Annotated in this window: 22 protein-coding genes; 1 reads left to right on the forward strand and 21 read right to left on the reverse strand. The window is 60.6% G+C overall.

Annotated elements, in window-relative coordinates; translation table 11 throughout:
* Positions 1-49 precede the first annotated feature (49 nt).
* From ACQ4WM_RS05115 to ACQ4WM_RS05140, 6 genes are all read right to left on the reverse strand, one after another.
* Entirely contained in the window at positions 50-1,435 is a 1,386-nt protein-coding gene (locus ACQ4WM_RS05115; protein ID WP_436545602.1) for a replicative DNA helicase, read from the reverse strand.
* Between the two features lie 138 nt (positions 1,436-1,573).
* Positions 1,574-2,029, reverse strand: coding sequence for a 50S ribosomal protein L9 (rplI, locus tag ACQ4WM_RS05120; protein ID WP_436545603.1), 456 nt, complete (start codon positions 2,027-2,029; stop codon positions 1,574-1,576).
* A gap of 27 nt (positions 2,030-2,056) precedes the next feature.
* Positions 2,057-2,347 (reverse strand): 30S ribosomal protein S18, encoded by a 291-nt coding sequence (gene rpsR / locus ACQ4WM_RS05125; protein WP_010400024.1) that lies wholly within the window; start codon positions 2,345-2,347, stop codon positions 2,057-2,059.
* A 1-nt stretch (position 2,348) separates the two neighbouring features.
* Positions 2,349-2,672 carry a primosomal replication protein N gene (gene priB, locus ACQ4WM_RS05130; RefSeq protein WP_436546201.1) on the reverse strand — a complete coding sequence of 108 codons (324 nt, stop codon included), beginning with the start codon at positions 2,670-2,672 and terminating at the stop codon, positions 2,349-2,351.
* A gap of 17 nt (positions 2,673-2,689) precedes the next feature.
* Entirely contained in the window at positions 2,690-3,076 is a 387-nt protein-coding gene (gene rpsF / locus ACQ4WM_RS05135; protein ID WP_010400028.1) for a 30S ribosomal protein S6, read from the reverse strand.
* A gap of 62 nt (positions 3,077-3,138) precedes the next feature.
* Complete coding sequence (locus tag ACQ4WM_RS05140; protein ID WP_436545604.1) at positions 3,139-3,321, reverse strand: hypothetical protein; 183 nt, start codon at positions 3,319-3,321, stop codon at positions 3,139-3,141.
* A gap of 32 nt (positions 3,322-3,353) precedes the next feature.
* Here ACQ4WM_RS05140 and lexA point away from each other — a divergent pair, with 32 nt between their 5' ends.
* On the forward strand, positions 3,354-4,004 hold the full coding sequence (gene lexA / locus ACQ4WM_RS05145; protein WP_436546202.1) for a transcriptional repressor LexA: 651 nt from the start codon (positions 3,354-3,356) through the stop codon (positions 4,002-4,004).
* 153 nt (positions 4,005-4,157) lie between these two features.
* Here the strand turns inward: lexA and ACQ4WM_RS05150 are convergent, their stop codons facing one another.
* From ACQ4WM_RS05150 to ACQ4WM_RS05220, 15 genes are all read right to left on the reverse strand, one after another.
* The gene (locus ACQ4WM_RS05150; protein ID WP_436545605.1) at positions 4,158-5,399 is read right to left on the reverse strand and encodes a cystathionine gamma-synthase family protein; all 1,242 of its coding nucleotides are present in this window, start codon (positions 5,397-5,399) and stop codon (positions 4,158-4,160) included.
* Positions 5,400-5,441: 42 nt separating this feature from the next.
* Positions 5,442-6,965 (reverse strand): amidophosphoribosyltransferase, encoded by a 1,524-nt coding sequence (purF, locus tag ACQ4WM_RS05155; RefSeq protein WP_436545606.1) that lies wholly within the window; start codon positions 6,963-6,965, stop codon positions 5,442-5,444.
* A 37-nt stretch (positions 6,966-7,002) separates the two neighbouring features.
* On the reverse strand, positions 7,003-7,491 hold the full coding sequence (locus ACQ4WM_RS05160; RefSeq protein ID WP_436545607.1) for a CvpA family protein: 489 nt from the start codon (positions 7,489-7,491) through the stop codon (positions 7,003-7,005).
* Between the two features lie 27 nt (positions 7,492-7,518).
* Entirely contained in the window at positions 7,519-8,535 is a 1,017-nt protein-coding gene (locus ACQ4WM_RS05165; RefSeq protein WP_436545608.1) for an SPOR domain-containing protein, read from the reverse strand.
* A 24-nt stretch (positions 8,536-8,559) separates the two neighbouring features.
* Entirely contained in the window at positions 8,560-9,858 is a 1,299-nt protein-coding gene (gene folC / locus ACQ4WM_RS05170; protein WP_436545609.1) for a bifunctional tetrahydrofolate synthase/dihydrofolate synthase, read from the reverse strand.
* A 112-nt stretch (positions 9,859-9,970) separates the two neighbouring features.
* Positions 9,971-10,843 carry an acetyl-CoA carboxylase, carboxyltransferase subunit beta gene (gene accD, locus ACQ4WM_RS05175; protein ID WP_436545610.1) on the reverse strand — a complete coding sequence of 291 codons (873 nt, stop codon included), beginning with the start codon at positions 10,841-10,843 and terminating at the stop codon, positions 9,971-9,973.
* 210 nt (positions 10,844-11,053) lie between these two features.
* Positions 11,054-11,851 (reverse strand): tryptophan synthase subunit alpha, encoded by a 798-nt coding sequence (trpA, locus tag ACQ4WM_RS05180; RefSeq protein ID WP_436545611.1) that lies wholly within the window; start codon positions 11,849-11,851, stop codon positions 11,054-11,056.
* A 95-nt stretch (positions 11,852-11,946) separates the two neighbouring features.
* Positions 11,947-13,194 carry a tryptophan synthase subunit beta gene (trpB, locus tag ACQ4WM_RS05185; RefSeq protein ID WP_436545612.1) on the reverse strand — a complete coding sequence of 416 codons (1,248 nt, stop codon included), beginning with the start codon at positions 13,192-13,194 and terminating at the stop codon, positions 11,947-11,949.
* Complete coding sequence (locus ACQ4WM_RS05190) at positions 13,191-13,871, reverse strand: phosphoribosylanthranilate isomerase (protein WP_436545613.1); 681 nt, start codon at positions 13,869-13,871, stop codon at positions 13,191-13,193. The genes trpB and ACQ4WM_RS05190 overlap by 4 nt, the downstream gene beginning before the upstream one ends.
* 17 nt (positions 13,872-13,888) lie before the next feature.
* On the reverse strand, positions 13,889-14,719 hold the full coding sequence (gene truA, locus ACQ4WM_RS05195; RefSeq protein ID WP_436545614.1) for a tRNA pseudouridine(38-40) synthase TruA: 831 nt from the start codon (positions 14,717-14,719) through the stop codon (positions 13,889-13,891).
* A 25-nt stretch (positions 14,720-14,744) separates the two neighbouring features.
* Positions 14,745-17,240: a motility hub landmark protein FimV gene (locus ACQ4WM_RS05200; RefSeq protein ID WP_436545615.1), complete on the reverse strand. Its 2,496-nt coding sequence runs from the start codon at positions 17,238-17,240 to the stop codon at positions 14,745-14,747.
* A gap of 246 nt (positions 17,241-17,486) precedes the next feature.
* Positions 17,487-18,614: an aspartate-semialdehyde dehydrogenase gene (gene asd / locus ACQ4WM_RS05205; protein ID WP_436545616.1), complete on the reverse strand. Its 1,128-nt coding sequence runs from the start codon at positions 18,612-18,614 to the stop codon at positions 17,487-17,489.
* Positions 18,615-18,659: 45 nt separating this feature from the next.
* Positions 18,660-19,730: a 3-isopropylmalate dehydrogenase gene (gene leuB, locus ACQ4WM_RS05210; protein ID WP_436545617.1), complete on the reverse strand. Its 1,071-nt coding sequence runs from the start codon at positions 19,728-19,730 to the stop codon at positions 18,660-18,662.
* Between the two features lie 12 nt (positions 19,731-19,742).
* Complete coding sequence (gene leuD / locus ACQ4WM_RS05215; RefSeq protein ID WP_436545618.1) at positions 19,743-20,390, reverse strand: 3-isopropylmalate dehydratase small subunit; 648 nt, start codon at positions 20,388-20,390, stop codon at positions 19,743-19,745.
* Between the two features lie 57 nt (positions 20,391-20,447).
* The gene (locus ACQ4WM_RS05220) at positions 20,448-20,570 is read right to left on the reverse strand and encodes a lipoprotein (protein WP_436545619.1); all 123 of its coding nucleotides are present in this window, start codon (positions 20,568-20,570) and stop codon (positions 20,448-20,450) included.
* Between the last annotated feature and the right edge of the window lie 4 nt (positions 20,571-20,574).

Consider the following 20,574-nt stretch of genomic DNA (forward strand, 5'->3'; position numbering starts at 1 on the left):
AGCCGCCCCGGTAATGCGGGGCGGCCGATGGAATGCCAGTGTTGATGTATCAGTCGCCCTGGTAAAGCGCCAGGCCACCACTGTAATTGCCAAATTTGGTGTACTGCCCCATGAAAGTAAGGCGGATGCTGCCGATAGGCCCGTTACGCTGTTTGCCGATAATGATTTCGGCCGTGCCCTTGTCGGGCGAATCGGGGTTGTAGACCTCGTCGCGGTAAATGAACAGGATCACGTCGGCATCCTGCTCGATTGCGCCCGATTCGCGCAAGTCCGACATGACCGGACGTTTGTTCGGGCGCTGTTCCAGCGAGCGGTTCAGCTGGGACAGTGCAATCACCGGGCAACCGAGTTCTTTTGCCAGCCCTTTCAGGCCACGTGAAATTTCGGAAATTTCGGTCGCCCGGTTGTCGCCGGGGCTATTGGCCGACATCAGCTGCAAGTAGTCGACGATAATCAGGCCGAGCTTGCCGCACTGGCGCGACAAACGGCGCGAGCGGGCGCGCAATTCGATGGAATTGAGCGCCGGCGTTTCATCGATATACAGCTGCGCGTCGTTCATCTTCTGGATGGCATTGGTCAGGCGCGGCCAGTCCTCGTCATTCAGGCGACCGGTGCGCAGACGGTGCTGGTCAAGCTGGCCAACCGAACCGAGCATACGCATGGCCAGCTGGGCGCCGCCCATCTCCATCGAGAAAACGGCCACCGGCAAGCCGCTGTCGATCGCCACGTTCTCGCCGATATTGACGGAAAACGCGGTCTTGCCCATCGACGGACGGCCAGCCACGATCACCAGGTCGCCCGGCTGCAGGCCGGAAGTCATGCGATCAAGGTCGATGAATCCGGTCGGCACGCCGGTGATTTCACTTTGGTTGTCACGGCTGTAGAGTTCATCGATGCGCTCGACCACTTGCGTCAGCAGGGGCTGGATCGCGGTCCAGCCCTGGGCGCCACGCGCACCTTCTTCGGCGATCGCGAAGATCTTCGATTCGGCTTCGTCAAGCATCTGCTTGACTTCCTTGCCTTGCGGACTGAAGGCCGTGCCCGAAATATCGTCGGCCACGGTGATCAGCTTGCGCAGCACGCCGCGGTCACGCACGATCTCGGCGTAGCGGCGGATATTGGCAGCCGATGGCGTGTTCTGCGCCATCGCGTTCAGATAGGCGAGTCCGCCCACGTCGTCGGCCTTGCCAAGCTGGGTCAGGGTTTCAAAAACAGTAATCACATCGGCCGGCCTGGAGGCGTTTACCATCTTGACGATTTGCTCGAAGATGATGCGATGGTCATAGCGATAGAAATCATCCGCATGCATGAAATCGGCAATGCGGTCATACGCGGCATTATCGCGCAGCAGGCCACCGATGACGGACTGTTCTGCTTCGATCGAATGCGGCGGTATGCGGAGGGAATCGACTTGTGGATCTGAGGGGGCGTTCATGGCGCGAATTATACCCGCTTCGGCGTCCGGGCAAAAATAAAGGGCCGAAAATCAGCGAAAAAAAGGCCACAAAAAAGCCGGGCGAACCCGGCTTTTTTCTATTGCGGCAATGCCTGCAGGCCGAGGCCTGCAAACGATTTACGCGTTTGCGTCTGGTACGACAGCGATCACTACTTCCACTACCACGTCGGTGTGCAGAGCAACCGAAACGTTGTGCTCGCCAACAGTTTTCAAAGGGCCGGTAGGCATGCGGATTTGTGCTTTTTCAACAGCAAAACCTTGCTTGGTCAGCGCTTCGGCGATGTCGAAGTTGGTGACGGAACCGAACAGACGGCCATCGACACCAGCTTTTTGAGCAACTTGAACGGTCAGACCGCTCAGTTTTTCGCCCTGGGCTTGCGATGCGGCCAGTTTGGCGGCAGCAGCTTTTTCCAGTTCGGCGCGCTTGACTTCGAATTCGGCGATCGCCGAAGCGGTAGCACGACGGGCCAGGCGTTGCGGGATCAGGAAGTTACGTGCGTAACCGTCTTTGACTTTGACGACTTCGCCGAGGTTACCGACGTTGACAACTTTTTCTAACAGAATGATTTGCATAGTTCTTCTCCAGGAATATCTGACCGATTAAGCGTGGTGCAGATCGGTGTATGGCAGCAGCGCGAGGAAGCGAGCGCGCTTGATTGCGGTGTCAACCTGGCGCTGGTAGTGCGCTTTGGTACCGGTCAGGCGTGCTGGCATGATCTTGCCGTTTTCCTGGACGAAGTCTTTCAGCGTATCAACGTCTTTGTAATCGACTTGTTCAACGTGTGCTGCGGTGAAGCGGCAGAACTTCTTGCGTTTGAACAGTGGATTTTGCTGTTTGCGTTTTTCTTTAAGCTTGAGCTTATTTTTGTCGAACTTTTTACCGAATGCCATTCTAGGCTCCTGTATCTGTAAATGCGCTAGTCAGTGTGACTGCACTAAAATCAATGATGTGAAACACCAAACTCTTGCTGTTGCGGCTTTTTCTGGCCAGGAAACCCGTGAACTGATAGACCCCGCCCAAGCTTGCCTGGCTGAACCGGCCTGAAATTTCGCCAGCGGCCAGCGCGGCAAGTTCAAACTCGGTCAAACGGGCAATACCGGCTTCCATCTGCTGCGAACTGTGCTGCAATACTGCATTCACGATTGGCAACCCTGCCGGGGTGTAGCGCAATATTTCGCGCTCGGCAATGATGGCGGTAACTTGTAACTGGTTCAGCGCACGATCCTGGTCAATTAGGCTGCTGCGGCTGGAGCGGCTGCTGGTGCTTCGGTGCGGTGGCTTTTGGCCGCATCTTCACGTTGTACCGATTTCATCATCGGCGAAGGAGCTGTTTCAGCTTTCTTCATTTTAACGGTCAGGTGACGCAACACGGCATCATTGAATTTGAATGCTGTTTCCAACTCGACCAGGGTCTCGTTGTCGCATTCGATGTTCAGGCAGATGTAGTGTGCTTTAGGCAGTTTCTGGATCGAGTAAGCCATTTGACGGCGGCCCCAATCTTCCACGCGGTGAACCGAACCGCCGCGGGTGGTTACGCTGGCTTTGTAGCGTTCGATCATCGCGGGCACTTGCTCGCTCTGGTCCGGATGGACGATAAAGACTATTTCATAATGACGCATGCAAACTCCTTCAGGTCGGATTGATAATCGCCCACCCCGGCGTCAAGACGGGTGTGGGAAGGTCAGCCGAAGATTATAACCGCCTTTTGCAATCCGATCAACCATTGCTTGCCCTGCCGCTCGCCCGACGGCACCTGCGACAGCGTTTTTGCGCGCCATACGATTTTTTTCCATCGAAATCGGCGGAAAACACCGAAAGTCGCTTGCATAGTCGGCGATACTGTACAAAAATACAGACTGTTCATATAGACAGCATTTTACTATGCACCCACCATCCATGATCAAGCTGACAGCACGACAAGAACAAATCCTGAACCTGATCAAGGACGCGATTGAAAACACGGGTTTTCCTCCGACCCGCGCCGAAATCGCCAATGAATTGGGTTTCAAATCGGCCAATGCGGCCGAAGAGCATTTGCAGGCCCTGGCCCGCAAGGGCGCCATCGAGATTTCGCCGGGCACGTCGCGCGGCATCCGCCTGATCGGTGCGGCGGCGAGTGCTTCTGCAGCCGAGCCGGCGCTGCCGAAAGTGCCGGCCGCGCTGCTGATGTCGCTGCCGCTGATCGGCCGCGTGGCCGCCGGCTCGCCCATCCTGGCGCAGGAAAACCTGGAAGCGAGCTACAACGTCGACCCGGCCCTGTTTTCAGGCAAGCCCGACTTTTTGCTGAAAGTGCGCGGCTGGTCGATGCGCGACGCAGGCATCATGGACGGCGACCTGCTGGCCGTGAAAAAGATCGACAGCGCCAAGAACGGCCAGATCGTCGTCGCCCGCATCGGCGATGAAGTCACCGTCAAGCGCTACAAGAAGACCGGCACCCTAATCGAACTGCTGCCGGAAAACCCCGACTTCAAGGTCATTACCGTGACGCCCGAAGACGAGTTTGTCCTCGAAGGCCTGGCGGTCGGCCTGATGCGCAGCTGGCACTGAGTGAGCGCGCCCTCATAAACCTGCTGCGCAGCCCACTCTCGGGCATCCGTTGCTCGCTACGGTTTCTGAAGGCACGGTGGCATTACCATTTAACAAGAAAAACAAAGGGCCGCAACAGCATCGCTGTTACGGCCCTTTTTATTGCCGGAGAGATTACTCTTCCAGCGCGCTCTTGAAATCATCGAGCAGATCGGCTTCGTCTTCGATGCCGACCGAAACGCGGATCAGCGATTCTGCGATGCCCATGCTGGCGCGGCGCTCGGCACCCATCTCGTAGAAGATGGTATGCGCTACCGGGATGACCAGGGTGCGTGTGTCACCCAGATTGCTCGCCGGAATCGCTACCTTCAAACGGTTGAGGTAATCGAAGCAGTCGATACCGTCTTTCAATTCAAAGCTGAACAGCGAACCATAGCTGCGAAACAGCTCAGTCGCCAGCGCATGCTGCGGGTGCGAAGCCAGGCCCGGATAATGCACGGCTGCCACGCGTGGATCGGCCTGCAGCATGGTGGCCAGCGCCAGCGCGTTCGAACAGGTGCGGTCCATGCGCAAGGCCATGGTTTCGGCGCCGACAGCGATATGGTGCGCCGCTTCCGGTCCCAGCGAGGCGCCGAAGTCGCGCAGGGCCTTGGCGCGGATCTGGGCTATGCCCCACTGTTTCGGCGCTGCCTTTTTATAGTTCTCGAAAATATTCGGGTACTGCGTCCAGTCGAACACGCCCGTATCGGTCAGGCTGCCGCCCAGGGCATTGCCGTGGCCGCCGATCGACTTGGTCAACGCATTGACCACCAAGCCTGCACCGACCGATTTCGGGCGGAACAGATAAGGCGTGGTCATGGTGTTGTCGACGATATACAGGATGCCTTTGTCGCGGCACAGCGCACCGATCTTTGCCAGGTCGGCGATCTGGGTGCGCGGATTGGCGATGGTTTCAACGAACACAATGCGCGTTTGCGGCGTGATGGCGGCGGCCACGTTGGCGACATCGGTGGCGTCGACAAACGACACGGCGATGCCCTGGTTCGTCACCGTCTGCCACAGGCTGTTGGTATTGCCGAACAAAAAGGCCGACGACACAACATGGTCGCCCGCACGCAGCAGTGACTGCACCACGGCGCCGATGGCGCCCATGCCGGTAGCAAAGCACAAGGTCGCCACGCCGTCTTCCATCTGGTTGACCTTGTCTTCCAGCGCGGAGACAGTCGGATTGCCCTGTCGGCCATAGCGAAAGCCCGGCTCCTTGCCCTGGAACACCGACGCCAACTGGCGCGCGTCGCTGTAGCCAAACGCCACCGAGGTATGCATGGGCTTGTGCAGCGAGCCGTGTTCGATGCCCTTGCGGCGGTCGTTATGCAGGATGGTGGTGGTAAAGCCGTAGGTTTTTTTATCGTTCATGATCGCGGAGAAAAAAAGCCCGGCGCAGGCCGGGCTGGTTACTTATGCTTCGGTGGTCGCCAGGTTCAGGTTCAGCTGGGAACGCGGCGTATCTTCGGGCGCTGCCGCCTTGGGATTATGGCGCGCATATTCCAGGCGGTCCAGGTAGTCCTGCGATACGTCGCCGGTCACGTAGACGCCGTCGAAGCACGACGCTTCGAAGCTGGTCAGGGCCGGGTTGACGTCGGCAATCGCCTGCTTCAGGTCGTCGATATCCTGGTAGACCAGGTAATCGGCCGTGATTTCGCGGCACACTTCTTCGGTGGTGCGGCCGTAGGCGATCAGTTCGTCGCGCGTCGGCATGTCGATGCCGTACACATTCGGGTAGATCACCGGTGGCGCGGCCGAGGCGAAAATCACCTTTTTGGCGCCCGCTTCGCGCGCCATCTGCACGATCTCGCGGCTGGTGGTGCCGCGCACGATGGAGTCATCGACCAGCAGCACGACTTTATCCTTGAATTCGGACGGAATCGCGTTGAGCTTCTGGCGCACGGATTTCTTGCGCGCCGCCTGGCCCGGCATGATGAAGGTACGGCCGATATAGCGGTTCTTGATAAAGCCTTCGCGGTACTCGATATTGAGCGCCAGCGCCAGCTGGATGGCGGCCGGACGCGAGGAGTCGGGAATCGGCATGACCACGTCGATGCCGCCTTCTGGCAGTTCGCGGCGGATCTTTTCGGCCAGGTACTCACCCATTTTCAGGCGCGTGGCGTAGACCGAGGCACCGTCGATGACGGAATCGGGACGGGCCAGGTAGACGAATTCGAACACGCAAGGGTTGAGGCTGGCGTTGTCGGCGCACTGCTGGCTGTGCAACTGCTTGTCGGCATCGATGAAGACAGCTTCGCCCGGCGCAATATCACGCACGAAACGGAAGCCCATGCCTTCCAGCGCCACCGATTCGGAGGCGATCAGGTACTCGGCGCCCTGCTCGGTTTCATTGATGCCCAGGCACAGCGGACGGATGCCGTGCGGGTCACGGAAGGCCAGCAAACCCACTCCGGCGATCTGGGCGACAGCCGCATAGCCACCCTTGACGCGGCGGTTCAGCACGGTGACGGCCTTGAAGATGGCTTCAGGATCGAGTACCAGGCCAGTGGTAGCCTGGTGGATTTCATGGGCAAGCACGTTGAGCAGCACTTCCGAGTCGGAATCGGTATTGATGTGGCGGCGGTCGTTCTTGAACATCTCCTGTTTGAGCTGTTCCCAGTTGGTCAGGTTGCCATTGTGCGCGAGGGTAATGCCGAACGGCGCATTGACATAGAACGGCTGCGCTTCTTCCTCGCTCGACGAGCCGGCGGTAGGATAGCGGCAGTGGCCGATGCCGGAGTTGCCTTGCAGCGAACGCATGTTACGCGTACGGAAGACGTCGCGCACCAGGCCATTGGCCTTGTGCATGGAAAACATACTGCTGTGATTGGTCGCAATCCCTGCCGCGTCCTGACCGCGATGTTGCAAGAGCAACAAGGCATCATAGAGCAATTGATTGACAGGTTGATGGGAAACGACGCCGACGATGCCACACATGGTGTGCTCCTGTAACTGTGTTACTGATTTAAAAAGATCAAAATTTCACATGCTGCGCGTAGGCGGCAGGCAGATAAGGCTTGATGGCGCGCGCGCCCTGTTCGGCGTATGGACTGAGCAAGGCGTTCTTCCAGAAAGGCTGTTGCGGAATGGAGGTCATGCCGCACAAGATGACGGTGGTCAGCACAATTACAAGGCCCCTCGCCGCGCCGAACAGGCTGCCCAGCAGGCGATCAACCAGGCTCAGCCCTGTTACCTTGACCAGCGCATCGACCGTCATGCCCAGCAGTCCCATCAAAATGCGCACGCCGATAAACAGCAGCACGAAGGCCAGCAGCAGGCGCACGGCCTCGCCCGGAATCACGGCAGGCAGGAATTTCGCCAGGGTCGCACCATAGGCATTGGCGGCGACAAACGCCACCACCCAGCTCACCAACGACAGGATTTCCTTGATCAGGCCACGCATCATGCTGATCAATACCGACGTGGCCAGCACGAACAACACCAGATAATCGAAGATCGTCACGCCGTCAGCCTGCCACGGTTACATTGCTCACGCCGGCACCAGGCTGCCACCCAAGCCCAGCTTTTGCAGCTTGGCACGGGTTTTTTCTGCCTCGTCGCGGCTGCCGAATGGCCCGACGCGCACGCGGATGCGCTGGCCACCGCCACTGGACACTTTTTGCGTATAGGAACTGATGCCAGCGTCGCGCAATTTCGCCTGCAATTCATCAACCTTTTCCTGCGTCGCCAGCGCGGCCACCTGCACCACGAAGCGGCCAGAATCGGCCTCGGCCGGTTTTTCCTCGGCCTTGGCAACAGGCTTGGCCTCGGCCTTGACGGCAGGCTTGCCTTCCAGGATGGCCAGCGCGCGCGCCGCATCGTCATTCGATTTTTCCACCTTGACCGGTTTCGGTTCGGGCTTCGGCTCAGGCTTGACGTCATGTTTCGGCTCGGGCTTGGGTTCAGGCTTGACCTCCCGCTTGGGTTCGACCCTGGGCTCCGGTTTTGTTTCGTGCTTGGGCTCGACCTTGGGCTCGACTTTCGGTTCGACCTTAATCGGCTTCGGCTCGACATACGCCGGCTTCGCCGGTTCGGCGGTGGCCACCACGGTGGCAGGTACCGGGGTTGGCATCGGCACGGGCTTTGATTTGGCCGGCAATGGGGTATCGACGATTTCTTCCGACTGGTCCAGGCCATTGTTGGCCGCGCCCTGCGCCGGCACCGCCTGCACCGGAGCCGGTGCAGGTGTGGCGGCTACTTTGTCCTTCGACGGAATCTCGATGGCGATATCGTTGACGGGCGCCTTTGGTTCCGAATCGAGCAGCATCGGCAAGCCGACGGCCACGCCCAGCGCCAGCGCGATGGCGCCGATCAGGCGGCGACGTGCACGTTTCTTTTCCGGCAAGGCCGGATCGGGCACATCGCGGCCAGCACGGCGGCCACCACCACCGGAGGTGTTGGCGGCACGCTTGCGAGTCGGCGACTGTGCTTCGCCAGGAACATAAAAGCCGCTGTCTTCGCCAGAGGATTCTTGCTTGTTTTTAAACAGTTTCGAGAACAAGCCCATGCGTCATTTTCAGTCGAGTGCGTTTCAGTGAAGTGAGGATTTCCTGGCCTTCATCACGCCGGCGACGGTGAGGAAAGAACCAAAGACCACAATTCTATCATTCTCACCGGCCCGGCTCATTGCATTTGCAAAAGCTTGTGCCGGGTCATCGAAAACTGACACCGTATGATCGCCACTGTCCGGCTTGTCTTCCAGCATGAGCTGCACCTTGGCCGCCAGCTCGGAAGCGGTGGCCGCGCGCGGCGAGGGCAGGCCTGCCAGGCACCAGTGATCGACATGTTCACTCATGGCTGCCAGCACGCCATCGATATCCTTGTCCTGCATGGAACCGAAAACGGCATAGGTGTAGGGGTGAAAGCCCATATTGCCCAGGTTCTGGTTCAGCGCGGAGGCCGCGTGCGGGTTGTGCGCCACGTCGAGGATCACGCTGGGGCGGCCCGGCAAGACCTGGAAACGGCCCGGCAGTTCCACCGTGACCAGGCCGGTGCGCACTTCCTGCGCGCCGACGGGCAACTTAAGTTTGAGCACTTCCAGCGCGGCCAGCACGGCGGTGGCATTGAGGATCTGGTTGGCGCCGCGCAGGCTCGGGTAAGCCAGCGAATTGCGGCGCTGCTCGCGCCCGCCGTAGTTCCACTGCTGCTTGTCGCCCGAATAATTGAAGTCACGCCCCATCAGCCACAGGTCCGCCCCGATGGCGTTGGCATGGTCAATCAGCGATTGTGGCGGCACCGGGTCGCTGCAGATGGCTGCCTTGCCGGGGCGGAAGATACCGGCCTTTTCAAAGCCGATCGCCTCGCGCGTGTCGCCCAGGTAGTCGGTATGGTCGATATCGACACTGGTAACGATGGCCACGTCGGCGTCGATCACATTGACGGCGTCCAGGCGCCCGCCCAGGCCCACTTCCAGGATCGCCACGTCCAGTTGCGCATGCGACAGCAAATGCAAAATGGCCAGGGTGGTGAATTCAAAATAGGTCAGCGGGGTCTCGCCGCGCACGGCTTCGACGGCATTGAAACTGGCGACCAGCTCGTCGTCGCTGGCCATCTCGCCCAGCACACGGGCACGCTCGTTAAAATCGAGAAAGTGCGGCTTGATATACAGGCCCACTTTGTAGCCGGCGCGCAACAGCACCGATTCCAGCATGGCGCAGGTCGAACCCTTGCCGTTGGTGCCGGCCACCATGATCACGGGGCAGGCAAAGGCAAGCTGCAGGCGCGCCTTGACGGCCTGCACGCGGTCCAGGCCCATATTGATCTGGGTTTCCGAATGCCGGGCTTCCAGCATGGCGAGCCAGTCTGGCAAAGTGGTGGGGAGGTTTTGCATGGGAGAGTTCTTGAAAGAATGCGCGAGGCAGGGAGACAATTAACCCAAAACAAAGTCTGGGGTCGGACCCTGCAGGGTCCGACCCCGGCTGTTCAAGGGTTCAGGTGCAAGATCAAGCTAATACTTCCACCGCCTGGTTTTGCAACAGTGCCAGCAAATGGGCGATTTCTTCGCGCATCTTGCGGCGGTCGACGATCATGTCGACGGCGCCCTTCGTCACCAGGAACTCGGCGCGCTGGAAGCCTTCCGGCAGTTTTTCACGCACGGTGTTTTCAATCACGCGCGGGCCGGCAAAACCGATCAGCGCTTTTGGCTCGGCAATCACCACGTCGCCCATGAAGGCAAAGGAAGCCGACACACCGCCCATGGTCGGGTCGGTCAGCACGCTGATGAAGGGCAATTTCTTTTCGGCCAGCTTGGTCAGCATGGCGGTGGTTTTTGCCATCTGCATCAGCGACAGCAAGCCTTCCTGCATGCGTGCGCCGCCGGTGGCGGTGATGCAAATGAACGGTACTTTCTGTTCCAGCGCGATCTGCGCGCCGCGCACGAAGCGCTCGCCGACCACCGAACCCATCGAGCCGCCCATGAATTCGAATTCAAAGCAAGCCACTACCACCGGCAAGCTCATGATGGCGCCGCCCATGACGACCATGGCGTCGGTCTCGCCGGTCGCTTCCATGGCGGACTTCAGGCGGTCCGGGTATTTCTTGCTGTCCTTGAACTTCAGCGTGTCGACCGGCAGGATTTCCTGGCCGATTTCATAGCGGCCGCCGGCGTCAAGCAGGCTGTCGAGGCGCTCACGCGCGCGGATGCGCATGTGATGGTCACATTTCGGGCAGACATGCAGGTTCGATTCCAGGTCAGTGCGGTACAGCACGGCTTCGCACGACGGACATTTGACCCACAGGCCTTCCGGCATGGTCTTGCGCGCGGCAGCATCAGAGCGCTGTATGCGCGGTGGCAGCAGTTTTTCCAACCAACTCATATTTTTCTCCTGGTACCCTTGTCGGGCAAGAATGTCGTGTCGGTGCGTCGGTGGACGCCCCCGGCGAACGATGATGGGACAGCCGCGTCTTGCGGCGGCCCTGTTTTATCTATTGCACAATATCAGCCAATTCGGTGGCCGAAGTGTAGCCGTTTATCGCCGGGCTGTCGAACTTTGCCATATTAACGCATTGCTTTGGAGATAATATTGTCAGGCATCGAGCGCGGCGCGAATACCGGCCGTAAAGCTGCGTACGGCTTCCGCTTCGCCACCTTGCGGGGCATTTTCTATTTCCTGGATAATGCGGCTGCCGATCACTACGGCATCGGCCACTTCCGCCACGGCGCGCGCAGTGGCGGCGTCGCGGATGCCGAAACCGACGCCGATCGGCAGTTTCACGTGCTGGCGGATGGCGGCCAGGCGTTCGGCCACTTGTGCAGTATCGATATTGCCGGCACCGGTCACGCCCTTGAGCGACACGTAATAGCTGAAGCCGCCACCGACCTTGGCCACTTGCGCGATGCGCTCCTCGGTCGAGGTTGGCGCCAGCAGGAAAATCAGATCCAGGCCACCGGCACGCATCGCGGCGGCAAAGTCTTCGCACTCTTCCGGCGGATAATCGACGACGATGGCACCATCGGCGCCCGCCTCTTTTGAGGTGGCAATAAAGTCGGTGATGCCGATGCGCTCGATCGGGTTGGCGTAGCCCATCAGCACCACCGGCGTGTGTTGGTTGGTGAGACGGAACTGGCGCACATACTCGAACACATCGTGGATGCCCACATTGAATGCCAGCGCGCGCTCGCAGGCACGCTGGATCACGGGGCCTTCGGCCATCGGATCGGAAAACGGGACACCGAGTTCCAGGATGTCGGCGCCGCCGGCGACCAGTGCGTGCATCAGCGGCACGGTGGCGTCAGGGCCGGGGTCGCCGGCGGTGATAAAGGTGACCAGGGCGGTCTTGTTGTGGGCTTTTAAGGAGGCAAAGGTTGCGCCGATACGGGACATGGAGTATCTCTTTTCTAAGGGAAATTGAAGGCTGGGGTCAGACGGGGACGCCGAGTTCCGGCGGGTCTGACCCCGGTTGTCAACAGCTGTAATGATCAGCTGAAATTCAACCCCATGCGCTCGGCCACCGTATGCATGTCCTTGTCGCCACGGCCCGACAGGTTGACCAGTACGCTTTTCTCTTTTGGCAAGGTTGCCGCCAGCTTGGCCGCGTAGGCCAGCGCGTGCGACGATTCCAGCGCCGGAATGATGCCTTCGATATGGCAGCAATCGTGGAAGGCCTGCAGCGCTTCGTCGTCGGTGATCGAGACGTATTGCGCGCGGCCCGAGTCTTTCAACCAGGAATGCTCAGGCCCCACGCCAGGATAGTCGAGGCCGGCAGACACCGAATGCGTTTCGATAATCTGGCCGTTAGCATCCTGCAGCAGATAGGTGCGGTTGCCATGCAGCACGCCGGGAAAGCCTGCCGTCAGCGAGGCCGAGTGCTTGCCTGTTTCCAGGCCTTCGCCGGCCGCTTCCACGCCGATCAGCTGCACATCCTTCTGGTCGACATAAGGGTAGAAAATGCCCATGGCGTTCGAGCCGCCGCCGATGCAGGCCAGCACGTAGTCGGGCTGGCGGCCCGTCATTTCCGGCATTTGCACCAGGCACTCTTCGCCGATCACGGACTGGAAGTCGCGCACCATCATCGGATACGGGTGCGGGCCGGCGACGGTGCCGATAATATAAAACGTGTTTTCGATATTGGTGACCCAGTCGCGCATCGCTTCGTTGAGCGCATCTTTCAAGGTCTTCGAACCGGACTCGACCGGCACCACGGTAGCGCCCAGCAACTTCATGCGATAGACGTTCTGCGCCTGGCGCTTGACGTCTTCGCTGCCCATGTACACCACGCATTCAAGGCCGAAGCGGGCGCAGATGGTGGCGGTGGCCACGCCGTGCTGGCCGGCGCCCGTTTCGGCGATGATGCGTGGCTTGCCCATGCGCCTGGCCAGCAGGGCCTGGCCGATCACGTTGTTGATCTTGTGTGCGCCCGTATGGTTCAGGTCTTCGCGCTTGAAATAGATCTGCGCGCCGCCGGCCATCTCGGACCAGCGCTTGGCGTGGTAGATCGGCGACGGACGGCCGACAAAGTGTTTCAGCTCGTAGCGGAACTCTTCGAGAAATTCCGGGTCGGCACTGTAGCGTGCATACGCATCTTTCAGCTCGGCCAGCGCGTGGGTCAGCGTTTCAGCAACAAACGCACCGCCGTAGGGGCCGAAGTGGCCGCGTGCGTCGGGAAAAGCGTAATCGGCAGCGTGGAACAGCGGCGCTGCGCCGCTGGTATTGAATGGCTTGGTCATGGGGTATTTCCTCTGGCAATGATGGCATCGGCGTCCTGCACCGCGGCGATAAACGCGCGGACTATGGACGCGTCCTTGATGCCCTTGGACGCTTCGACACCACTGCTGATGTCGACCGCGTAAGGGCGCACGCGCACCACTGCGTCAGTCGCGTTGTGTACGCTCAAGCCACCACTCAAAACGACCCGAGGCGCGAGTTCTTCTGGAATAAGGGACCAATCAAACACCTTTCCTGCACCGCCGTAGGCGTCCACATAGGTATCGAGCAAAAGGCCGGAAAACAAGGGACTGGCGGCGCGATAGCGCTGTTCGTATTCTAGCAAATCTTCCACGCTTGTGTCGGGCTTGACGCGGAAAACCTGTACGAACGGCGTATTGACGGCGGCGGCGATGGCGGCGCTGTGTGCCGGCGTCTCGTCGCCGTGGAATTGCAGCAGCGACAAAGGCGCCAGCGCCGCGACCGCCTGCACTTCTTCCACGCTGGCATTAACGAACAGGCCCACGCTGGCCACATATGGCGGCATGGCGGCGATCAGGCCGGCCGCCTGTTGCGGCGTGACATGGCGCGGGCTTTTCGGATAAAACACGAAGCCGATCGCATCGGCGCCGGCGGCAACCACGGCCTGGACGTCTTCGACGCGGGTCAGGCCGCAGATCTTGATACGGGTGCGTGGCATGGGGTAATCCTTTTAAATCAAAACCAGGGCAAGGCGCTGCTGGCGTCCTGCGGCAAGCCCCATTGCGGGTCGTAATCGATTTTCGCCAGATACAGGCCATCGGGCATGAAGGTCGGCGCGGCCGCATGGCGGTCTTTGCTTTGCAGCAGATACGCCAGCCACTCGGGTTGTTCACGACCGCTGCCGATATACACCAGCGAGCCAACCAGGTTGCGCACCATATGGTGCAGGAAGGCATTCGCGGTGATGGTAAAGATGACCATATCGCCGCGCCGTTCGATCTGGATGTCATGCATCAGTTTGACAGGCGACTTGGCCTGGCACTGGGCGGCGCGAAACGCCGTGAAGTCGTGCCAGCCTATCAGTGGAGCCACCGCCTGGCGCATCAGTTCGACGTCCAGCGGACGGAAAAAGAAGCCGGCGCGCCCTTCCACCAGCGGCGAACGGGTCGGATTGTTGTACAGCACATAGTGATAGGTACGCGCGCGCGCGCTGAAGCGGGCGTGAAAGAAATCATTGACGGTGGGGTCGCCAGGCAATTGCCTGGCCCAGCGCACCGCGATCGAGGATGGCAGGAAGGCATTCACGCCGCGCACCCAGGAATGGATGTCGCGGTCCAGGACGGTATCGAAATGGACGACCTGCTCGAGCGCATGCACGCCGGTATCAGTGCGGCCGGCGCAGGTGGTGGCCAGGCGCACGCGGGCAAACTTCTCCAGCGCATTTTCCAGCTGGTCCTGCACCGTCAGGCCGCTTTCCTGCTTCTGGTAGCCATGCCAGGCCAGCCCGTCATACTGCAGGCCCAGGACAATGCGCTTCAATGGCGTTGCTTCGTTAGTATTTTGCATCGCCGCATTATACCGGCGTGCATGATTAACTCAGCAATGCCTTCATGGTATTCGCCTTGGCTACCTGCTCGGCGCTGCCGCCCTTGATCACTTCATCGATCAGCTCGCGCGCGCCTTCCTTGTCGCCAATCTCCTGGTAGGCGATCGCCAGGTCCAGCTTGGTGTCCATTTCCATATGGATGGCCGACAGCGGGTCGTCCACGCCGACACTGGCCGCCGCCTTGCCCTCGTTCAGGTCCAGGTCGATGCCGGTGAGGTCAAATTCCTGCGGCGCCGGCGGCGTTTCTGCGGGCACTGCCGGGGTCGGCGGCGTCACGGGCGTCGCTGGTGTTGCGGGTGTCTCCATGTCAAAATCATCGAGGTCAATATTTTTCAATGGATCGGGCAGCGGCGTCAGGCCAGGGCCCAGGCCATTGGCGGGGCCGCCTGGCGGCTCCAGGTCCAGGCCGAAATCCATGCTGGCGTCGTACTGGTCCGCATCCTTGCCCTCCACCTTGCTGGCCGATGCATTGGCCGGCAAGGTGGAAGATGCGGGCATGACGATCGGGTCACTGGTCGAGACCGGTTCAAAGTCAAGGCTGTCAAGATCGAAGTCGAGCGGATGGCGCTCGTCGCGCGCAGGCACGGCAGCAGGAGCAGCAGCGGTTGCCAGCGCGGGCTCGGCCGGCGGCAAATCGATATCGAAGGCGCTTTGATTGAGCGGCAAGTCCGCGCTCTGGTCGTGCAACGGTGCTTCGAGCGGCTTGCTCAGGCTGACCACCGCATCGACATCGGCGTCACCGTACAGCGGATTGGTCGGGTCGAGCGCGGCGCCCATGGCGGCCGCCAGCGGCCACTCGTCGCCGTGGCCACGGGTCTGGCTGTACAGTTCGCTGGCTTGGTCTTCAAAGGCGGCCACGTCCTTGCGTGCCGAATAAATTTCCAGCAGCTTCAGGCGCGCCGCATGGCGCTCGGGGTTGGCGCGCAGGGCTTCCTTGAGAATATCTTCCGCCTGACCATCGCGGCCATAGGCGATATACACATCGGCTTCGGCCACCGGATCGACTTCATTCGAGGCCAGCGCCGTGCTGGCCACCACCGCCGCCACACCGGCCGCAGCGGCGCCGGTACCGGTCCCGAACAGATGATTGCTCGCTTCAGACTGCTGGTCTTCCGGCGCAAGATCATGCGGCGGCTCGGCATCGGTCCCGGTCCCGGTGTCGGCAAGCGACGGTTCATCCGGTGGCAGCACGGGCGCGATGTACTCGTGCGCCGGCGGCGTGTCTTTCTTGCGACGCGCGATCACCAGCGCGGCGACGGCCGCCAACAGGGCGGCCAGGCCGATGCCGATGGCGCCCAGGTGATCGTTGATCTGGTCGGTGAAGCTCGGCTCCTGCTGCGGCTTCTTGACCAGCGGTACCGGCTTGGCCTTGGGCACCGGTGGCTGCGGCGCAATCGGCTGCGTTGCCGGCGCGCTGGCGGCGACCTCGTCAGGCTTGGCCGGTGACGGTGCGCTCTTGTCGGCCATGGCCTTGTTCTTCACGGCCATCAGCTTTTCCAGGTCGCTGACGTTCTTTTCCAGCTCTTTGACGCGCGAGGCCGCTTCGTCCACCTGCCTGGCCTTGGCAATCTTTTCTTCCTCGCTGGCCACAGCACTCTTGCCGGCCGCCTTGGCTGCCGGCTCGGCTTTCGACAGTTTCAGCTTGTCTTGCGCTTCGCTCACCGCGGTCGGCTTTTCTTCGACCTTGGTGGCGCCTATCTTGCCGGCCGTGCTTTGTTTGGCCTGCGCCGCGCGCGCAGGACGGCTTTGCGCCACCTGCCCGGCCAGCTTGTTGCGGTAGGCTTCGAAATCGATGGCATGCGCGGTGACCACGGCCTTCGCCTGCGCCGTATCGGTGGCGCGCACGGTATCGTCTGACGGCACGGCCAGGATGCGCCCGGCCTGCATGCGGTTCATGTTTTCGCCCTGGAAGGCGTCGGGATTGGCGCGATACAAGGCCACCAGCATCATGTCGAGCGAAACGCCCGATGGTTTCAGCTCACTGGCGATACGGCTCAGGGTATCGCCGCGCCTGATGCGGTAGTTGGACTTGGCGGCGGGCGCTGCCGGCGTGGCTGGCGCCGCCCCACTGGCCTGCCCCTTGCCTGGCTGCACGGGCGCAGCCACTTGCGCGCCACGCGTCTGGCGCGCTTCCGGGCTATCGAGCACGAAAGCATATTCGCGCGTCTGCACACTGCCCTTGCTGCTCAGTTCGACCATCAGGTTGACCAGCGGTTCGGTCAGCGGTTGGGCCGAGCTGATGCGAATATAGGGGATGCCGCTACGCGTCTCGATGGCAAACGTCAGGTTGTTCAAGGCGGGATTGAAGTCAACCACGGCCCGGCGATAGGCATCGGGCGGCGCCAGCTTGGCCAGCAAAGCCGACGTTTCGCCCGGTTTGACGGCGCTCAGTTCGACTTCCGCTCGCAGCGGCTGGCCTGCGGCAGACAGCACCGTAATTTTGCCCAGCTCGGCCGCGTACGCCGCCGGTGACAATAACACCGCACAAGCGACAGCGCTGCTGAGTGTTTTGATGACAAGGGAGGCGACTCGGGGACGAGTGTGTACAGGCATAATTGGTGGCATCTTGGTTGGCGTGGGAAAACAGTTACTTTTCCAGAGGTATCAACATATCATCATGCCCATGGGGATGCAAGCGCCACATGGTTGAGGGGGCAAGGGGCGTGGACGAAAAAAAAGCCGGGAAAAGCTCCCCGGCCTGTGCTGGCTACTGCCTCAGCCGTGCAATCACTTGTCGAGCAAAATGCGCAGCATGCGGCGCAGCGGCTCGGCCGCGCCCCACAGCAACTGGTCACCGACGGTAAAAGCGGACAGGTATTCGCCGCCCATGCTCATCTTGCGCACGCGGCCGACTGGAATCGTCAGGCTGCCCGTGACGGCGGCCGGCGACAGGTCGCGCACCGATGCTTCGCGCGTGTTACTCACCAGTTTCACCCACTCGTTGTTGCTGGCGATAATGTCGTTGATCTCGTCGAGCGGCACGTCTTTCTTGAGCTTGATGGTCAGCGCCTGCGAGTGGCAACGCATGGCGCCGATACGCACGCACAGGCCGTCGACGGCAATTTCCTTGCTGCCGAAGTCGACACCGCGTCCGAGGATCTTGTTGGTTTCGGCGCCGGCCTTCCATTCTTCCTTCGACTGGCCATTGCCCAGGTCCTTGTCGATCCACGGGATCAGGTTGCCGGCCAGCGGCGCGCCGAACTGCTTGATTTCGTCCGCGCTGTAGCCGTGCTGGGTGGCCAGCACCTGGCGGTCGATTTCCAGGATGGCCGAGGCCGGGTTTTCCAGCAGCGCCTTGACGGAACTGTTGATGGTGCCGAACTGCGTCAGCAATTCGCGCATGTGCTGGGCGCCGCCGCCCGATGCCGCCTGGTAAGTCATCGACGTCATCCAGTCGATCAGGTCGTGCTGGAACAGGCCGCCAAGGCCCATCATCATGCATGAAACGGTGCAATTGCCGCCGATATAGTTCTTCACGCCTTTGCCCAGCGCATCCTTGATGACGTGCAGGTTGACCGGATCGAGCACGATGACGGCGTCTTTTTCCATGCGCAAGGTCGAGGCCGCATCGATCCAGTAGCCATCCCAGCCGGCAGCGCGCAGCTGCGGAAACACCGCGCTGGTGTAGTCGCCACCCTGGCAGGAAATAATGATGTCGCACTTGGACAGTTCGGCGATGCTGTTGGCATCCTTGAGTATGGTCTCATTCTTGGCCATCGCCGGCGCCGCGCCGCCCGTGTTCGAGGTGGTGAAAAACACCGGTTCGATATGGGCAAAATCGCCCTCTTCCTGCATGCGTTGCATCAGGACCGAACCGACCATACCGCGCCAACCTACCAAGCCTACTAATTTCATTACCATTCCTCGAGAAGAGACGGCCAGGGCCGTCATTGAAATATGTTACGCCAGTGCTTTTACGACTGCATCGCCCATCGCTTCGGTGCCCACCAGGGTGGTGCCCGCTTCATGGATATCGGCGGTGCGCAAGCCTTGCGCCAGCACGCTTTTCACGGCCGTTTCAATCCGCTCGGCTTGCTCGGCGCGATTGAGCGAATAGCGCAGCATCATCGCCGCCGACAAGATGGTTGCCAGCGGATTGGCAATGCCCTTGCCGGCGATATCGGGCGCCGAACCGTGCGACGGTTCGTACAGACCCTTGTTGTTGGCGTCCAGCGAGGCCGACGGCAGCATGCCGATCGAACCGGTCAGCATGGCGGCCGCGTCCGACAGGATGTCGCCGAACATATTGCCAGTAACCATCACGTCGAATTTCTTCGGCGCCCGCACCAGTTGCATGGCGGCATTGTCGACATACATATGGTCGAGCGCGACATCAGGGTATTCCTTGTGCACATCGGTCACGATATCTTTCCAGAACTGGAAGGTTTCCAGCACATTCGCCTTGTCGACGCTGGTCAGGCGCTTGTCGCGCTTTTGCGCGGCCTGGAAGGCGACGTGGGCGATGCGGCGGATTTCCCCTTCCGCATAGCGCATGGTGTCAAACCCTTCGCGCTGGCCCTTGAACGGACCGTCCGGGCACTCGCGCACGCCACGCGGCTGGCCGAAATAAATATCGCCGGTCAGTTCGCGGATAATCAGAATATCGAGGCCAGACACCACTTCGGGCTTCAGGGTCGAGGCGCCTGCCAGTTCCGGGTACAAAATCGCCGGACGCAGGTTGGCGAACAGGCCCAGATTCTTGCGCAGGCCCAGAATGGCTTGCTCGGGACGGAACTGGCGCTCCAGATTGTCGTACTGGTAGTCGCCGACGGCGCCAAACAGCACCGCATCGGCCGCCTTGGCCAGGGCCAGGGTGGCCTCCGGCAATGGGTGGCCATGGGCTGCATAGCCGGCACCGCCGACAGGCGCCGTTTCGAGTTCAAATGATTCGCCGAGCACATTCAGGACCTTGACGGCCTGGGCGACGATTTCAGGACCGATACCGTCGCCGGGCAGGATAGCAATTTTCATGTTTTGACAGGATTAGATTGTGTTGGCGAGCCAGGGCTGGTTGGCGAGGTGGCGTTCTTCAAAGGCGCGGATATCGTCGGCGTGGCGCAAGGTCAAACCGATATCGTCGAGGCCATTCATCAGGCAATACTTGCGGAAAGCATCGATCTGGAACGGATACGACACCGCCCCATTGCTGGTCGTGACACACTGCTGCTCCAGGTCCACCACCAGTTTGTAGCCGGGAAACGCCTTGACTTCATTGAACAGGTGATCGACCTGGCTTTCCGACAGCACGATCGGCAGCAGGCCGTTCTTGTAGCAGTTATTGAAGAAGATATCGGCAAACGAGGGCGCGATAATTGCGCGAAAGCCATATTGATCGAGCGCCCACGGCGCGTGTTCGCGCGAGGAACCGCAGCCAAAATTTTTGCGCGTCAGCAAAATCGACGCACCCTGGTAGCGCGGCTCGTTGAGCACGAAGTCCGGGTTCAGCGGACGGCGGCTGTTGTCCTGGCCCGGTTCGCCATGGTCCAGGTAGCGCCATTCGTCGAACAGGTTGGGGCCGAAACCGCTGCGGTGGATCGACTTCAGGAATTGCTTCGGGATAATCGCGTCGGTATCGACATTGGCGCGGTCCAGCGGAGCGACCAGGCCTTCGTAAATCGTAAATTTATCCATGCTCTACTCTATCTGCTCGGTAGGACGGGGGCGCTTGGCGCCAGCATCGTCACAGGGTTATTTTCCGCCGGCGCCAGTGACAACCTGGCCGACTTTCTGCACATCGCGGCCAATGCCCGAGACGGTGTTGCAGCCGGCGAGAACGATCGTGGCGATCAGGAGGGTGAAGAGTTTTTTCATTTTT

Source organism: Janthinobacterium longum (assembly GCF_051380735.1).
Taxonomy (GTDB): domain Bacteria; phylum Pseudomonadota; class Gammaproteobacteria; order Burkholderiales; family Burkholderiaceae_D; genus Janthinobacterium.

Bases quoted from the DNA above. Each gene is read 5' to 3' on its own strand.
- ACQ4WM_RS05115 (WP_436545602.1), bottom strand. From the start codon at position 1,435: ATGAACGCCCCCTCAGATCCACAAGTCGATTCCCTCCGCATACCGCCG.
- rplI (WP_436545603.1), bottom strand. From the start codon at position 2,029: ATGCAAATCATTCTGTTAGAAAAAGTTGTCAACGTCGGTAACCTCGGC.
- rpsR (WP_010400024.1), bottom strand. From the start codon at position 2,347: ATGGCATTCGGTAAAAAGTTCGACAAAAATAAGCTCAAGCTTAAAGAA.
- rpsF (WP_010400028.1), bottom strand. From the start codon at position 3,076: ATGCGTCATTATGAAATAGTCTTTATCGTCCATCCGGACCAGAGCGAG.
- ACQ4WM_RS05140 (WP_436545604.1), bottom strand. From the start codon at position 3,321: ATGAACAGTCTGTATTTTTGTACAGTATCGCCGACTATGCAAGCGACT.
- lexA (WP_436546202.1), top strand. From the start codon at position 3,354: ATGATCAAGCTGACAGCACGACAAGAACAAATCCTGAACCTGATCAAG.
- ACQ4WM_RS05150 (WP_436545605.1), bottom strand. From the start codon at position 5,399: ATGAACGATAAAAAAACCTACGGCTTTACCACCACCATCCTGCATAAC.
- purF (WP_436545606.1), bottom strand. From the start codon at position 6,965: ATGTGTGGCATCGTCGGCGTCGTTTCCCATCAACCTGTCAATCAATTG.
- ACQ4WM_RS05165 (WP_436545608.1), bottom strand. From the start codon at position 8,535: ATGGGCTTGTTCTCGAAACTGTTTAAAAACAAGCAAGAATCCTCTGGC.
- folC (WP_436545609.1), bottom strand. From the start codon at position 9,858: ATGCAAAACCTCCCCACCACTTTGCCAGACTGGCTCGCCATGCTGGAA.
- accD (WP_436545610.1), bottom strand. From the start codon at position 10,843: ATGAGTTGGTTGGAAAAACTGCTGCCACCGCGCATACAGCGCTCTGAT.
- trpA (WP_436545611.1), bottom strand. From the start codon at position 11,851: ATGTCCCGTATCGGCGCAACCTTTGCCTCCTTAAAAGCCCACAACAAG.
- trpB (WP_436545612.1), bottom strand. From the start codon at position 13,194: ATGACCAAGCCATTCAATACCAGCGGCGCAGCGCCGCTGTTCCACGCT.
- ACQ4WM_RS05190 (WP_436545613.1), bottom strand. From the start codon at position 13,871: ATGCCACGCACCCGTATCAAGATCTGCGGCCTGACCCGCGTCGAAGAC.
- truA (WP_436545614.1), bottom strand. From the start codon at position 14,719: ATGCAAAATACTAACGAAGCAACGCCATTGAAGCGCATTGTCCTGGGC.
- asd (WP_436545616.1), bottom strand. From the start codon at position 18,614: ATGAAATTAGTAGGCTTGGTAGGTTGGCGCGGTATGGTCGGTTCGGTC.
- leuB (WP_436545617.1), bottom strand. From the start codon at position 19,730: ATGAAAATTGCTATCCTGCCCGGCGACGGTATCGGTCCTGAAATCGTC.
- leuD (WP_436545618.1), bottom strand. From the start codon at position 20,390: ATGGATAAATTTACGATTTACGAAGGCCTGGTCGCTCCGCTGGACCGC.
- ACQ4WM_RS05220 (WP_436545619.1), bottom strand. From the start codon at position 20,570: ATGAAAAAACTCTTCACCCTCCTGATCGCCACGATCGTTCTCGCCGGC.